The organism is Billgrantia ethanolica, from assembly GCF_021404305.1.
Taxonomy (GTDB): Bacteria; Pseudomonadota; Gammaproteobacteria; order Pseudomonadales; family Halomonadaceae; genus Halomonas; species Halomonas ethanolica.
Map to the genome: position 1 here is coordinate 884,005 of NZ_JABFTX010000001.1, position 13,086 is coordinate 897,090.

Sequence of the window (13,086 nt, forward strand, 5' to 3'; positions counted from 1 at the left end):
GGCCTCACATGAACTTCCTGGCCCACGCCTGGCTTGCCCGCGGCGGCAGCGACGACTTTCTCTACGGCAATCTGATCGCCGATGGGGTCAAGGGCAGCGACCTTTCCGCCTGGCCAGCCGAGGTGGCGCTGGGCATTCGCCATCATCGCCGGGTCGATGCCTTCGTCGACGCTCACCCGGTCGTGCTGTCGGCACGCAGACGTGCGCCTGCCGAGCATCGCCGCTACGCCGGCATCGCGCTGGACCTGCTGTGGGATCATTTCGTGGCTCGTGAGCTCGAGCTGGAAACCCAGGAGTCTCATCTGGTGCTGCGCAGCTATCGCGTGCTGAGCCACCGGCCCGCACCGGCTCGCCTGGAGCGGATGATTCCGGCCCTGGTCGCCCAGGATTGGCTGCACCGCTACGCCGATTTCACCTTCACCTGCAATGCGGTGCAGGGGATCGGCAACCGCTTGTCGGGCCCCAATCGACTGGCTGCCCTGGTGCCCTGGCTGGAGGCGGATTACGGCAACCTGCAGCGCGACTTCGACCGGCTGTGGCCGGCCGTCATCGAGGCGCTGGAAGCCGCGCCGGGCAAGCGCTCAATCGACCCGCAACCATAGACAGTCGATCCTGTCGCCCGGGCTGACCTGGGCGTTGGCCGGAACCACTGCCAGCGCATCGGCCTTGACGCAGGAGGAGAGCACGCCGGAGCCCTGATCGGGAAAGGCGTGAGCGGTGACCTCGCCCTGGGCCATGTTCAGCGCCACCCGCATGTAGTGCCGCCGCGGTCCGGTGCGGGTGGAGAAGTCGGCCCGCGCGCTCAGAGTGGGCAGCGTGGCCAGGGCAGGGCAGGCGAGCAGGGCGCCCATCAACGGCCGCAGGAACAGCCAGGCGGCAACGAAACTGGAGACCGGATTGCCGGGCAGGCCGACGAAGCGAACCTCGCGCCCGTCGCTGGCATCGAGCCGGCCCAGCGCCAGCGGCTTGCCGGGCTTGAGCGCCAGGCGCCACAGGTCGAGACGGCCGATCTCTTCGATGGCGTTCTTGACGTGGTCTTCCTCACCGACGCTGACGCCACCGGTGGTGACGACCACTTCGGCCTGGTCCGCGGCCAGCGCCAGCATGGCCCGGGTGCCTTCGGCATCGTCGGGCATGGTGGCGATGAAAGTGACCTCGGCGCCGAAGCGCTCCAGCAGTTCCTTCAACATGGGCCGATTGGTGTTGTAGATCTGACCGGCCGCCAGCGGCCGGCCGGGCTCGACGATCTCGTCGCCGCTGTTGAGCAGAGCGACCCGTGGCCGTCGCCGTACCGCTACCTCGACCACACCCTGGCTGGCCAGGTGCCCAAGCGCGGCGGCATCCAGGCGATGGCCGGCCTCGAGCAGCACCGCACCGGCCGCCACGTCGCTACCGCGGTGGCGCACGTTGTTGTCGGCCGGCACCTGAGCCGGAATGTCGGCGGCGTCGCCGACGACCTCGACCTTCTCCTGCATCACCACGCAGTCGGCGCCTTGCGGCAGCTCGGCCCCGGTAAAGATGCGCGCGCAGGTGCCCCGCATGATCGGTTGCGGCGAGACACCGGCGGCAATCCGCTGAACAATCGGCAAGCGCTGACCGGCATCTGCATGGTGCAGGGCATAGCCGTCCATGGCGCTGTTGTGAAACGGAGGCACGTCGAGCCGGGCGATGACCTCGTCGGCCAGCACCCGACGGCTGGCCTGGGCGCAGCCGACGATTTCCGCATCGACGGCGACGACACCCTCGAGCAGGGCAGCCAGGGCCGCCTCGACGGATTGCAGTTCAGACATGCTGGCCTCGTTCGGGAATGACCAGATTGGCGAAATTGCACGGCTTGTGACGGCTGTCGAGCTGCTCGGCGAGCAGCCCGTCCCAGGCGGTGCGACAGGCTCCGCTGGAGCCTGGCAGGCAGAAGATCACCGTGGCGTTGGCCAGACCGCCGAGGCAGCGGCTCTGAATGGTCGAGCTGCCGACCTCCTGCCAGGAGAGCTGGCGGAACTGTTCGCCGAATCCCTCGATACGCTTGTCCAGCAGCACCGATACCGCTTCGGGGGTGGAGTCGCGACCGGTGAAGCCGGTGCCGCCGGTGGTCAGGATCACCTGGACTTCGGGGTCGGCGATCCACTCCGATACCACCGCGCGGATGCGGTAGACGTCATCGATGACGATGCGGCGCTCGGCCAGCCGGTGGCCGGCCTCGGTCAGACGCTCGGCGAGCAGGGCGCCGCTGCGGTCGCTGTTGAAGTCGCGAGTATCGGAAATGGTCAGTACCGCCACGTTGAGCGGGATCATCGCCTCACTCATGCCTGCGACTCCTTCTTGCGAGCCTGCCGCTCCTCGAAGGCGGCCAGCTGTTCCGGCGTGGCCTTGTGCTGATACTTGGCCTTCCACTCCTCGTAGGGCATGCCATAGACGTAGTCGCGCGCCGTTTCGTAGTCGAGTTCGGCCCCCTGCTCGTCGGCGGCAGCCACCAGCCACTTCGACAGGCAGTTGCGGCAGAAGTCGGCGAGAATCATCAGATCGATGTTCTGCACGTCCTTGTTGGCGTCCAGATGCCGGAGCAGACGGCGGAAGGCGGCGGCCTCGAGCTGGGTACGGGTGGCGTCGTCGAGATGCTGCATACGTTGGCTCCTGTTGAAATCGCCTCAGGATAGCAAAACTGCTGCGCCGGTGGGCTTAAACGGCATCGCCACGGGTGCAGACCGACAGCACCACGGCATCCTCTTCGCTCACCGAGACAAGCGCGTGGCCCATGTCGCTGTCGAAATAGATGCTGTCGCCGCGGGAGAGCTGCAACGGCTCGTAGAATTCGGTATAGAGGCGAATCTCGCCCTCCAGTACCATCAGGAACTCTTCCCCGTCGTGGCGCACCCATTCGCTGAACTCGTCGAAGCTGCGCGCCCGCACGATGGTCTTGAAGGGAATCATGCGCTTCTGGGCCAGCTCGCAGCTGAGCAGCTCATGCTCGTAGGTGGGGGTCGGATGGCGCTCGCCTTCGCCCAGGCGGGTCAGGTCGCGGCGGCCCATGGTGCGCGTCTGCACCTTGGGTGGAGTGAGCAGTTGGGGAAGATCGATGCCCAGGCCGTTGATGAGTTTCTGTACGGCGGTGAACGTCGGCGAGATCTGGTTGTTCTCGATCTTGGAAAGGGTAGAACGGGCCAGCCCCGTACGCTGGCTGACATCCTCCAGCGTCCACTGGTTGGACAGGCGAATTTCCTTGAGTCGTTCCCCCAGGCGCAGGGGCTCGACGAATGGCTTGCGTCCCGAGGCGATGCGCAGTGCAGCCTGCTGATCGGTATTGGCGGGCATGGATCGGTTCACTATTGGAAACAGAGTTTCTCGAAGCGTACCACAGAAGGGGCGACGTGCCTCGCACCAACGCGCCCCTGGCATGCCTGGCGCCGACGGCTCGCTACTCGAAGGGCAACCCCAGCAGCGCCTTGACATGCGCCTCTACGCTGCGCCCCAGCGAGTCCAGATCGTAACCGCCCTCGAGCACCGAGACCAGGCGGTTGTCGGCATACAGCGCGGCGATGTCCAGCGCCAGCCGGGTGACCCAGTAGTAGTCCTCGTCTTCCAGGCAGAGCTCTGCCATGGGGTCTTCGCGATGTGCATCGAAACCGGCAGAGACGAGAACCAACTCGGGCTTGAAGGCATGCAGCGCCGGCAGCCAGTCATCCTCGATCGCTTTGCGGAAGGCGTCACTGTCGGTACCGGCCTCGAGCGGCGTGTTGACCACGTTCTGCCACTCGCTGCGCAGGTAGCGCCATGGATAGAAGGGGTACTGGAAACTGGTACAGATGAGGATGTCGGGATCATCCTTGAAGATATCGATGGTGCCGTTGCACTGATGCACGTCGAAGTCGAGTATGGCGATACGCCGTACGCCGTGGCGCGCGCGGGCATGGGCGGCGCCGACCGCGACGTTGTTGTAGAAGCAGAAGCCCATGGCGTCGGTGGCTTCGGCATGGTGGCCTGGCGGACGAACGGCGCAGAAGACATTGTCGGCCTGGCCACGATAGACCTGATCGACCCCGCGGATGACCGCGCCAGCCGCCACCCGGGCGGCGCTCAGGCTGTCGGGGTTCATCATGGTATCGCTGTCCAGCGTGACGATGCCCGTTTCGGGAACGCACTTGTCCAGGGCACGCAGATGGCGCAGCGGATGGACTCTGGCCAACTCCTCTTCGCTGGCCTGACGCGCTTCCGACTGCATGGTCTGCTGCAACAGGCCGCTGAGAGCGAGGCGGGCGCGAATGGCCTCGAGACGCAGGGGGCTTTCGGGGTGCTCCGGGCCCATATGGTGAAGGTCGCAGTCGGGATGCGAGATAAACGCCGTGATCATATGAACTCCAGAGTGACTGAAGTCACCTTAATGCGCCCAAGCCCTTGCACAACAGTGTCAATAAGTCGTACACAGTGAAGCATCTATCTGTTCTGGTGGAGGCAACGTCTTGAGTACCCGGTTCCTGCGCCACTTCTTCGAACCCCGCACCATTGCCGTGATCGGCGCCTCGGAAAAGCCCAATTCGATCGGCGGCATAGTGATCCGGAACCTGCAGGAAGCGGGCTTTCCCGGCACGCTGTGGGCAGTCAACCGCAGGGGCTACGAGTCGGTCTTCGGCCAGCCCTGCGTTTCACGCATTGCCGAGTTGCCCGAAACGCCGGATCTGGCAGTGGTCTGCACGCCGGCCGACACCCTACCCAAGGTGATATCGCGGCTGGGCCGGATCGGCGTCAAGGCGGCACTGGTGCTGACGGGCGGCGCCCACCTGGACGATGCCGAAGGGGACAAGGGCTCGATCCGCGAGCGCATGCTTACGGCGGCACGCGAATCGGGCATCCGTCTGCTCGGCCCCGAGTGCATGGGGCTGATCGTGCCGGGGCGGCGCATCAACGCCTCCTACGCCAGCCAGCCGGTCAAGGCCGGCAAGGTCGCCTACCTCGGGCAGTCCGGCATGCTCGGCAACGCCATGATCGACTGGGCGGCAGGGCGCGGTATCGGCTTCTCGCATCTGATCACGGTGGGCGACAGCGTCGACGTCATGCTTCCCGACCTGATCGACTACATCAACCAGTTCGCCCCGACCCAGGCCATCCTGCTGCATCTCGAACGTATCCAGGACTCGCAGCATTTCATGACCGCCCTGCGCGATGCCTCTCGCAATCGCCTGGTGCTGGCAATCAAGAGCGGGCGCACGCCCCAGTCCGACCTTTCCGGGATGCCGCCCACGCCGGGTATCGCCAACCGCGACGTGGTGTTCGATGCCGCCTTGGCACGCGCCGGGGTGGTACGGGTCAACGACTCCGACGAGCTGTTCGATGCGCTGATGACCCTGTCGCAGATGCGGCCGCTCAAGGGCGACCGCCTGGCCATCGTCTCCAACGGGCTGGGGCCCGCCATGCTCGCCATCGACAAGTTGATCAGTGCTGGCGGCACTCTGGCCAGTTTCAGTCAGGAGACCCGCACGGCGCTGCGCAAGGGCGACTTCGACATGAGCAAGCCCGGCGAGAATCCGGTGGATCTGGGCGGCAATGCCACGCCTGAGCGCTTCGTCGACGCCCTGGAGATCGTCGCCGCCGACCCCGGAGTCGATGCGGTGCTGGTAGTGCATGCCCCCACGCGCCTGGCGCCGTCGAAGGTCACCGCCCAGGCGCTGATCGCCAATCGCAAGCGCTTCAAGCGCAACCTGCTGACCAGTTGGATGGGTCTGGAAGGCGCCCTCTACGCTCGCCACGAGTGCAGCCTGGCAGGCATACCGACCTACGTCTCGCCGGAGAAGGCAGTCAAGGCCTTCATGCACATGGTCGACTACCAGCGCGTACAGGCGCTGCTGCAGGAAACCCCGCCAAGTCTGCCGTTCAGCACCACGCCCGACATCCGCGCCCGCTGCCGCACCCTGATCGAACAGGCCAGGTCAGAGGGGCGCGAGATGCTGTCTCACTCCGAAACCGCCCAGGTACTGGAGGCCTACGGTATCCCCGTGGCCTCGAGCCGCTACGTGCACACGCCCGAGGAAGCCGCTGCCGCGGCTCGGGATCTCGAAGGGCCTTGGGCGCTCAAGGTGGTACACGACGGAAACTGCCGGCCGTTTCGCTATCGCAAGCATCCCCACCGCATCTCGGCGGGACTGCTGCAGGATCTCGACGACCCGCAGCAGGTGGCCGAGGGCCTCACCCGACTGGGACACAAGGTGCACGAAAAATTCCCGCCGGTGAAAATCCGCGAGTACTGCCTGCAGTCCATGCAGCGGGGCAAGCAGTCGATGCAGATCTGCGCCGGCATCACCCGCGACCCGGTGTTCGGCCCGCTCATCGTGTTCGGCATCGGTGGCTACAAGGTCAACATCCTGGCCGACCGGCAGGTAGCACTGCCACCGCTGAACATGACGCTGGCGGCGGACGTGGTCGGACGCACCCATGCCGCGCGCCTGATCCGCGAGCACTCCAGCGAACCGGAACGCGATCTGCAGCGGCTATGCCAGCTACTGGTCAAGCTATCGCAGATGGCCTCGGACCTGCTCGAACTGCGTGGGCTCGAGCTCAACCCGCTGCTGCTCAACCGCGATGGGGTGGTGGCGGTGGATTTCGCCCTCGATCTCGGCTCGCCGGCGCGCTTCGCGATCATGCCTTACCCGGAAGAGCTGCGGGAATGGGTGACGCTGAACAACGGCATGCGGGTCGAGGTGCGCCCCATTCGAGCCGAGGATGCGCCCCTGATCACCAGCTTCCACAGCCAGCTCTCCGAGGAGAGCATTCGCTTTCGCTACTTTCACAACAAGTCCGATCTCAGCCAGCGCGACCTGTCGATCCTGTCGCACATCAACTACGACCGTCAGATGGCGTTCATTGCCGAACACCAGAAGGAGGAGGGCAGCAAGGAGATGCTGGGGGTGGTCCGGGTATGGAACGACCCGGACAACATCCGCACCGAGTTCTCGATCATCGTGCGCGACGACATGGCCGGGCAGGGGCTCGGCAGCCTGCTGATGCGCAAGATGATCGGCTACTGCAAGAGCGTCGGCACGCTGGAGATGATCGGCAAGATAATGGTCGACAACCACCCCATGCGAGCCCTGATGAAGCATCTGGGCTTCCGCTGCCGTTACAACATGGAGGAACAGGTGGTGGACGCCGTGCTGCGGCTCAACGAGCCGGAGAGCGAATGGCAGAGGTTACGTCTGGAAAGCCTGCCCGACTAAGGCGCTGGCTGAACCTGCCTACCTGAAAACGGAAAGCCCTGATATGAAATCAGGGCTTCCTGGCGGTCAGCTTACGGGGCGAGACGGAAGGAGCGCCAGCTCTCGTCGCGATACTCGTAGCGGATGCGGTCGTGCAGCCGGCTCGGCTGACCCTGCCAGAATTCGATCATGTCCGGCACCACGCGATAGCCACCCCAATGCACCGGACGCGGAATGTCCTGTCCTTCGTAGGCCTGCTCGAAACGGTGCTGACGCTCTTCGATCCAGTGCCGGTCGGGGATCACCACGCTCTGGGTGGCGACCCAGGCACCCAGCTGACTGGCGCGGGGGCGGCTGTCGAAATAGGCGTCCGACTCCTCCTCGGCAACCAGCTCCACCCGCCCCTCTACCCGTACCTGACGCCCCAGGGTGGGCCACCAGAACACCAGCGCGGCATGCGGCACGTTGGCCAGCTCGCTGCCCTTGTGACTATGGTAATTGGTGTAGAACACCAGGCCGCGCTCATCGGAGCCCTTCAATAGCACGATGCGCGCATGGGGCAGGCCCTGGCTGTCTACGGTGGCCAGAGTCATCACGTTGCCATCCTCGCCCTCGCTATCGAGTGCCAGCGTCAGCCACTCGTCGAACAGCACCATGGGCTCGGCGGGCACCATGCTTTCCTCGAGCCTGCCGCCCTCGTAATCGCGCCGAATATCGGCAATGTTGCGTGTCATGGCGTACTCCTCGTCCTTTTTCTCAATGGTGGCCGCTGTGAGAGAGCAGCACAACACCTACGGTTTGACCGTCGTCACGGATTCCATGCACTGCAGCGGACCAGTATGAACGAAGGTCACTCACCGCGCTGCGCCTTGACCTGCCGGCTGCGAAAACGGGCGTAGAACATGCAGCCGGTGAACAGCCCCAGTGCCGCGAGCGCTTCGGCGATACCCAGCAGCCCCTGACCGGGAAGCGTGGCCACCATCACCCCCTGCACGAAGTAGAGCAGGCTGACGAAGGCGAGCCAGACATGCCCACGGGGGCGCTTGGCGACGATCGAGGGCAGGAACAGGATCAGCGGCAGGCCGCGGATCAGAATGGGAGTCAGCGGGTTGGTGCCGGCCTCCATGGCCAAGCCGCTCCAGGCCAGCAGTGCCAGAAGAACGACGTAGCTGACGAGCACCGCCTGACGGCTGCGCTCGGTGAGAAAATCCATCCCATGGCGCGCCTCGAGCCCCTCGACCCAGCGCCTCATGAGTCTTGCCTCAGGCCGCCGAGCGCCAGCGCCAAACGAGCCAGCCGCTTGCCCTGGGCACGCACCAGCCGGCGCTCGGCATCCGTCAAAGGCTGATCGCTGCGCTGTCCGGCCACGTGACTGGCCCCATAGGGGGTGCCGCCCGCGGTGGTCGTCATCAGGTCGGTCTCGCTGTAGGGCAGGCCGGCATAGACCATGCCGTGGTGCAGCAAGGGCAGCAGCATGGAGATAAGGGTGGTTTCCTGGCCGCCGTGCAGGCTGGAGGTGGAGGTGAAGGCGGTGGCCGGCTTGTCCACCAGGGCGCCGTTGAGCCACAGCGCACTGGTCGAGTCGATGAAGTGCTTGAGCGGTGCGGCCATATTGCCGAAGCGGGTCGGGCTGCCCAGCGCCAGGCCGGCGCAGTGGCGAAGGTCGTCCAGTTCGGCATAGATGGCGCCCTCGGCGGGAATCTCCGGGTCGACTGCTTCACAGGTGGGTGAGACCGGCGGCACGGTGCGCAGCCGGGCCTCGATGCCGGAGCAGGACTCCACGCCAGCGGCCATTTGTTCGGCCATGCTGCGCGTGGCGCCGTGGCGGGAATAATAGAGAATCAGCACATAGGGCAGGGAGTCGTGCATCGTGGCTCCAGAAGCAGAGGAAAGGTCAGTCGTCGGCGTGAAGGAGGGCCAGCACGTCTTCGGGCGGGCGGCCGATGATGGCACGCTTGCCGTCGTCGGCAATCGGCCGTTCCAACAGCTTGGGATAGCGCACCAGCGCGCTTATCACCTGCTCCTGGTCCTGCAGGTCGGTATCTTCGACTTCCTTCCACTCCGCTTCTTTGGTGCGTACCAGGGCCTCGCCATCGGCGTCCAGGCGCGACATGAGGTCACGCAGCTCCTCTTCGCTGAGCGGCTCGTCGAGGTAGCGACGCACGCTGACCTCGGCGCCGCGCTCCTCGAGCAGCGCCAGCGCCTGGCGCGACTTGGAGCAGCGGGGGTTGTGGTAGAGCGTAATGGCCATGCGAGACTCCTCGATCCATGAAAGCTGGTCCGTATTGTAGAAGGGGGGTCGTGTCGTCCACAACCGTGATCCACGGGAATCTCCGCGCCGATCAGTCGGTTGCATTGGACTCGCGGGCTTGTGAAGGGGGTCGTGAAGCCTCGTCGAGGCGACGGTAGACCCATGCCATACGGCCATCCGCAAGGCGCATGGGAACGCGCTGATAGCGAATACCCAGTCGCTCGTAGCGGTCCAGCCTCTCCAGTTCGTCGGCATCGACCACCACCAGCTCTCCCAGCACCCGCTCGTCAGGCGCTTCGACCAGATCGAGGCGCTGACGGCGAAAGCCCTCGAGCACGGCCGTCTCGGTCTCTCCCGCGCGGCCCATGACCACCCAGCGCAGCGGGGCAATACGCAGCGTGCCATAGACGAACACGGCATGCTCGCCGGCCTCGATCTCGGGCAGATGAGCGGGGCGATCATAGGTGTAAGGACTCAACATGGTGAGCCACAGCCAGCCGGCCAGGGCGAGCAGGCCGAACAGCATGGCGAGTACGTAATGACGCAGGCGCATGTCGGCTCCCTATGACATGTGATAACACATCCTGCCACGACGAGAGGGCGGTTGTCCGGTTCTCCGCCGCCAATGGGCTCTGTTAGGATGCTAGTCGAGGCTCGATCACAGCGGAGGTTGCCCATGACGCACTCAGCACACGAGGATCAGGACTTCAGGGCACTGGTGGGAGATGTGAAGCCACTGCGCAGGAGCGCCAATCGAGCCGATTCGGGCCAACGCCGCAGCCGGCCCAGCGAGGCACAGCTGGCTCGTCGCGAGAGCGCCCAGGCCGAGCTCGGGGAGAACAATTTCCTGTCGGATGACTTCGTCGAGCTGGTGCCGCCGTTCGATCCCCTGGCCTTTCGCCGCGACGGCATCCAGCAGGGCGTGGTCGACCGCTTGCGGCACGGTGGCTATCCCGCCCAGTCGCGCCTGCATCTGCTGCGCCGCCCGCTGGCGGAGTGTCGTCGGATGCTGCCGCCCTTCATTCGCGAAGCCTATGCTCACGACCTGCGCTCGCTGCTGATCGTGCATGGCCGCGGGCAGGAGATCGACAGCCCCGCCAACGTGCTGCGCTCCTACCTGGCCAAATGGCTGGTGCAGTTCGAGGAGGTGCAGGCTTTCGCTTCCGCCCAGCAGGCCGATGGCGGTCTGGGCGCGACCTGGGTGATGCTGCGCAAGAGCGAGCGGGCGAGGGCGGACAACCGCGAGCGTCAGCAGAAGCGTCGCGGCTGAGCACAAGGCCATTCGTTTACCCGACGACGAAAAGCCGGCACGAGGCCGGCTTTCTTTCTGAATGACGCGCCAAGGGAGCCGTACGTGGGACTAGGCCAGCGCCGGCTCCGCCCGCTTGACGACTTCGCGCATGCGCTGGCGGAACAGCGGCTCGCTGACGTCGACGGCCGGCTGATAGGCGCAGCTGAAGGTGTTCAGCGCGTTCAGCGCGTCTTCCAGCCACTGATCTTCACGCAGCGACAGCGCGTTGAAACCGCAGCGGGTGAGGAAGAAGGCCTGATCGATCAGCACGTCGCCGATGGCGCGAATCTCGCCATCGAAGCCGTAGCGCTCGCGCAGCAGGCGCGCCAGGCTGTAGCCGCGGCCATCGGTGAACTTGGGAAAGTCAATGGCGATCAGCGGGGCTGCTGCCAGCTGTTTGGCCAGCTCCGGCGTCAGCTCGGTGTCGCTGGCAAGCCACGGCGCCAGCTCGGCGCTGCCTTCCAGCGCCTGCCAACGTGCCAGCGGCACGATGGCGGGGGTGGCAGCCGGCAGCTCCGCTTCGGCATCGCGAACCAGCAGCCAGCGGTCCTCGGCCGGCTTGCCGTCACGGATGAAAGGGCGCTGGGTGGCGTTCTGATCAGGCATAGACCCGCTCCTTGAATGGCTTGAGGCCGATACGGCGATACGTTTCGATGAAGGTCTCGCCTTCGGCACGCTCGCCGACGTAGACCTGCAGTACCTTGTCGATGACGTCGGGCACGCTCTCGCGGTCGAACGAGGGGCCGAGAATCTTTCCCAGCGAGGAGTCGTTGCCCTGGGCGCCGCCGAGGGAGATCTGGTACCACTCCTCACCCTTCTTGTCGACGCCGAGAATGCCGATGTGGCCCACGTGGTGGTGACCGCAGGCATTCATGCAGCCGGAAATATTGAGATCCAGCGGCCCCAGGTCATAGAGGTAGTCGATGTCCTCGAAGCGCTCCTGAATCGCCTGAGCCACCGGGATCGACTTGGCATTGGCCAGGGCGCAGTAGTCGCCGCCGGGGCAGCAGATCAGGTCGGCCAGGGTGCCCACGGTGGGGTTGGCCAGGCCCAGCTCTTCCAGGCGATGCCAGAGCTCCTCGAGGCGGTCCACCGCCACGTCGGCCAGCACCAGGTTCTGCTCGTGGGTGACACGGATCTCGCCGTAGCTGAACTCGTCGGCCAGATCGGCCACCTGGTGCATCTGCTCCCAGGTCAGGTCGCCCGGCGAGTGGTTCTTGCGCTTGAGCGACAGGGTGACGGCCTTGTAGCCCGGCACCTTGTGACCGTGCACGTTGTTGGTGACGAAACGCGCGAAGGCGCGATTCTCGCCGCGCAGGCGCTCGAACTCGGCAATCGCCTCTTCACCGATGGCGCGGCGCTCCGGGTCGACGAAGTGAGACTGCATCGCCTCGACGGCTTCGCGGGTCAGCGTCTGGGGGCCATCCTTGAGATGCGCCCACTCGGCGTCGACGCGACGGCGGAACTCCTCGACGCCCAGCGCCTTGACCAGAATCTTGATGCGCGCCTTGAACTTGTTGTCACGACGGCCGAACTGGTTGTAGACGCGCACCAGCGCCTCGAGATAGGTCAGCAGGTGCTGCCAGGGCAGGTCGTCACGCACCACCTCGCCGATCATCGGCGTACGGCCGAGACCACCGCCGGCCAGCACCTTGACCCGCACCTCGCCCTTGTCGTCGCGCCACAGGCGCAGGCCGACGTCGTGCACCTGGATGGCAGCGCGATCCTCGGCGGCACCGGTCACTGCGATCTTGAACTTGCGCGGCAGGTAGGTGAACTCGGGGTGGAACGTCGACCACTGACGAATCAGCTCGCACCAGGGCCGCGGATCGACTTCCTCGTCCTCGGCGATGCCGGCGAACTGGTCGGTGGAGGTATTCCGAATGTCGTTGCCGCTGGTCTGGATGCCGTGCATCTGCACGCTGGCCAGCTCGGCCAGCATGTCGGGCACGGTTTCCAGCTTCGGCCAGTTCAGCTGCAGATTGGTACGGGTGGTGAAGTGACCGTAGCCGCGATCGTAGTCGCGGGCCAGATCGCCCAGCTTGCGCAGCTGATAGGAGGCCAGCATGCCGTAGGGGATGGCGATACGCAGCATGGGCGCGTAGCGCTGAACATAGAGGCCGTTCTGCACGCGCAGCGGCAAGAATTCTTCGTCGCTGATCCGTCCGGCCAGATAGCGGTTCATCTGGTCGCGAAACTGAGCGACGCGTTCATTGACCAGAGTCTGATCATGGGTGTCGTAGCGATACATTCAGCCGGTCCTGCTGCAGGGGAAATGGCGAAGCGTCAGGGGGCACCTTAACGCCCCTGGCATATTCTTTGAAAGAATAAATATTCATATTTTTTATACGTAAAGACATATA

Annotated in this window: 15 protein-coding genes; 3 read left to right on the top strand and 12 right to left on the bottom strand. The window is 65.2% G+C overall.

Going from position 1 to position 13,086, the window contains the following annotated elements; all coding sequences use genetic code 11:
• Positions 1-8 precede the first annotated feature (8 nt).
• Positions 9-602: an acyl carrier protein phosphodiesterase gene (locus tag HOP53_RS04070; protein ID WP_234268809.1), complete on the top strand. Its 594-nt coding sequence runs from the start codon at positions 9-11 to the stop codon at positions 600-602.
• On the opposite strand, the gene HOP53_RS04075 is transcribed toward HOP53_RS04070, so the two are convergent.
• The 5 genes from HOP53_RS04075 to HOP53_RS04095 all read right to left on the bottom strand — a co-directional run bounded on the left by HOP53_RS04075 (position 582) and on the right by HOP53_RS04095 (position 4,345).
• Positions 582-1,790, bottom strand: coding sequence for a molybdopterin molybdotransferase MoeA (locus tag HOP53_RS04075; protein ID WP_234268810.1), 1,209 nt, complete (start codon positions 1,788-1,790; stop codon positions 582-584). The genes HOP53_RS04070 and HOP53_RS04075 overlap by 21 nt on opposite strands.
• Positions 1,783-2,304 (bottom strand): molybdenum cofactor biosynthesis protein B, encoded by a 522-nt coding sequence (gene moaB / locus HOP53_RS04080; protein ID WP_010628568.1) that lies wholly within the window; start codon positions 2,302-2,304, stop codon positions 1,783-1,785. Before moaB ends, HOP53_RS04075 begins: the two co-directional genes overlap by 8 nt.
• Positions 2,301-2,621, bottom strand: coding sequence for a DUF1244 domain-containing protein (locus HOP53_RS04085; protein ID WP_234268811.1), 321 nt, complete (start codon positions 2,619-2,621; stop codon positions 2,301-2,303). The genes moaB and HOP53_RS04085 overlap by 4 nt, the downstream gene beginning before the upstream one ends.
• A gap of 55 nt (positions 2,622-2,676) precedes the next feature.
• Positions 2,677-3,309 (bottom strand): helix-turn-helix domain-containing protein, encoded by a 633-nt coding sequence (locus HOP53_RS04090; protein WP_234268812.1) that lies wholly within the window; start codon positions 3,307-3,309, stop codon positions 2,677-2,679.
• Between the two features lie 103 nt (positions 3,310-3,412).
• Positions 3,413-4,345 (bottom strand): histone deacetylase family protein, encoded by a 933-nt coding sequence (locus HOP53_RS04095; RefSeq protein WP_234268813.1) that lies wholly within the window; start codon positions 4,343-4,345, stop codon positions 3,413-3,415.
• Between the two features lie 109 nt (positions 4,346-4,454).
• On the opposite strand from HOP53_RS04095, the gene HOP53_RS04100 reads away from it, so the two are divergent.
• Positions 4,455-7,202: a bifunctional acetate--CoA ligase family protein/GNAT family N-acetyltransferase gene (locus tag HOP53_RS04100; protein ID WP_234268814.1), complete on the top strand. Its 2,748-nt coding sequence runs from the start codon at positions 4,455-4,457 to the stop codon at positions 7,200-7,202.
• Between the two features lie 71 nt (positions 7,203-7,273).
• Here the strand turns inward: HOP53_RS04100 and pdxH are convergent, their stop codons facing one another.
• From pdxH to HOP53_RS04125, 5 genes are all read right to left on the bottom strand, one after another.
• A complete protein-coding gene (pdxH, locus tag HOP53_RS04105) occupies positions 7,274-7,915 on the bottom strand; it encodes a pyridoxamine 5'-phosphate oxidase (protein WP_234268815.1) in 642 nt (213 codons plus the stop codon).
• A 116-nt stretch (positions 7,916-8,031) separates the two neighbouring features.
• Positions 8,032-8,433 (bottom strand): DUF2069 domain-containing protein, encoded by a 402-nt coding sequence (locus HOP53_RS04110; protein WP_234268816.1) that lies wholly within the window; start codon positions 8,431-8,433, stop codon positions 8,032-8,034.
• Positions 8,430-9,050 carry an NAD(P)H:quinone oxidoreductase gene (wrbA, locus tag HOP53_RS04115; RefSeq protein ID WP_234268817.1) on the bottom strand — a complete coding sequence of 207 codons (621 nt, stop codon included), beginning with the start codon at positions 9,048-9,050 and terminating at the stop codon, positions 8,430-8,432. Before wrbA ends, HOP53_RS04110 begins: the two co-directional genes overlap by 4 nt.
• Before the next feature lie 25 nt (positions 9,051-9,075).
• The gene (gene arsC, locus HOP53_RS04120) at positions 9,076-9,432 is read right to left on the bottom strand and encodes an arsenate reductase (glutaredoxin) (RefSeq protein WP_234268818.1); all 357 of its coding nucleotides are present in this window, start codon (positions 9,430-9,432) and stop codon (positions 9,076-9,078) included.
• Between the two features lie 91 nt (positions 9,433-9,523).
• Positions 9,524-9,985, bottom strand: a complete 462-nt coding sequence (locus HOP53_RS04125) for a gamma-glutamylcyclotransferase family protein (RefSeq protein ID WP_234268819.1) — start codon at positions 9,983-9,985, stop codon at positions 9,524-9,526.
• A gap of 123 nt (positions 9,986-10,108) precedes the next feature.
• On the opposite strand from HOP53_RS04125, the gene smrA reads away from it, so the two are divergent.
• Positions 10,109-10,702 carry a DNA endonuclease SmrA gene (gene smrA / locus HOP53_RS04130; RefSeq protein ID WP_234268820.1) on the top strand — a complete coding sequence of 198 codons (594 nt, stop codon included), beginning with the start codon at positions 10,109-10,111 and terminating at the stop codon, positions 10,700-10,702.
• Positions 10,703-10,792: 90 nt separating this feature from the next.
• On the opposite strand, the gene HOP53_RS04135 is transcribed toward smrA, so the two are convergent.
• Positions 10,793-11,329: a DUF934 domain-containing protein gene (locus HOP53_RS04135; protein WP_234268821.1), complete on the bottom strand. Its 537-nt coding sequence runs from the start codon at positions 11,327-11,329 to the stop codon at positions 10,793-10,795.
• Positions 11,322-12,974 carry a nitrite/sulfite reductase gene (locus tag HOP53_RS04140; protein WP_234268822.1) on the bottom strand — a complete coding sequence of 551 codons (1,653 nt, stop codon included), beginning with the start codon at positions 12,972-12,974 and terminating at the stop codon, positions 11,322-11,324. Before HOP53_RS04140 ends, HOP53_RS04135 begins: the two co-directional genes overlap by 8 nt.
• Positions 12,975-13,086: the final 112 nt, after the last annotated feature.

Excerpts from the sequence above, each read along its gene's own strand:
- HOP53_RS04070 (WP_234268809.1), top strand. The coding sequence starts at position 9 with ATGAACTTCCTGGCCCACGCCTGGCTTGCCCGCGGCGGCAGCGACGAC.
- HOP53_RS04075 (WP_234268810.1), bottom strand. The coding sequence starts at position 1,790 with ATGTCTGAACTGCAATCCGTCGAGGCGGCCCTGGCTGCCCTGCTCGAG.
- moaB (WP_010628568.1), bottom strand. The coding sequence starts at position 2,304 with ATGAGTGAGGCGATGATCCCGCTCAACGTGGCGGTACTGACCATTTCC.
- HOP53_RS04085 (WP_234268811.1), bottom strand. The coding sequence starts at position 2,621 with ATGCAGCATCTCGACGACGCCACCCGTACCCAGCTCGAGGCCGCCGCC.
- HOP53_RS04090 (WP_234268812.1), bottom strand. The coding sequence starts at position 3,309 with ATGCCCGCCAATACCGATCAGCAGGCTGCACTGCGCATCGCCTCGGGA.
- HOP53_RS04095 (WP_234268813.1), bottom strand. The coding sequence starts at position 4,345 with ATGATCACGGCGTTTATCTCGCATCCCGACTGCGACCTTCACCATATG.
- pdxH (WP_234268815.1), bottom strand. The coding sequence starts at position 7,915 with ATGACACGCAACATTGCCGATATTCGGCGCGATTACGAGGGCGGCAGG.
- HOP53_RS04110 (WP_234268816.1), bottom strand. The coding sequence starts at position 8,433 with ATGAGGCGCTGGGTCGAGGGGCTCGAGGCGCGCCATGGGATGGATTTT.
- wrbA (WP_234268817.1), bottom strand. The coding sequence starts at position 9,050 with ATGCACGACTCCCTGCCCTATGTGCTGATTCTCTATTATTCCCGCCAC.
- arsC (WP_234268818.1), bottom strand. The coding sequence starts at position 9,432 with ATGGCCATTACGCTCTACCACAACCCCCGCTGCTCCAAGTCGCGCCAG.
- HOP53_RS04125 (WP_234268819.1), bottom strand. The coding sequence starts at position 9,985 with ATGCGCCTGCGTCATTACGTACTCGCCATGCTGTTCGGCCTGCTCGCC.
- smrA (WP_234268820.1), top strand. The coding sequence starts at position 10,109 with ATGACGCACTCAGCACACGAGGATCAGGACTTCAGGGCACTGGTGGGA.
- HOP53_RS04135 (WP_234268821.1), bottom strand. The coding sequence starts at position 11,329 with ATGCCTGATCAGAACGCCACCCAGCGCCCTTTCATCCGTGACGGCAAG.
- HOP53_RS04140 (WP_234268822.1), bottom strand. The coding sequence starts at position 12,974 with ATGTATCGCTACGACACCCATGATCAGACTCTGGTCAATGAACGCGTC.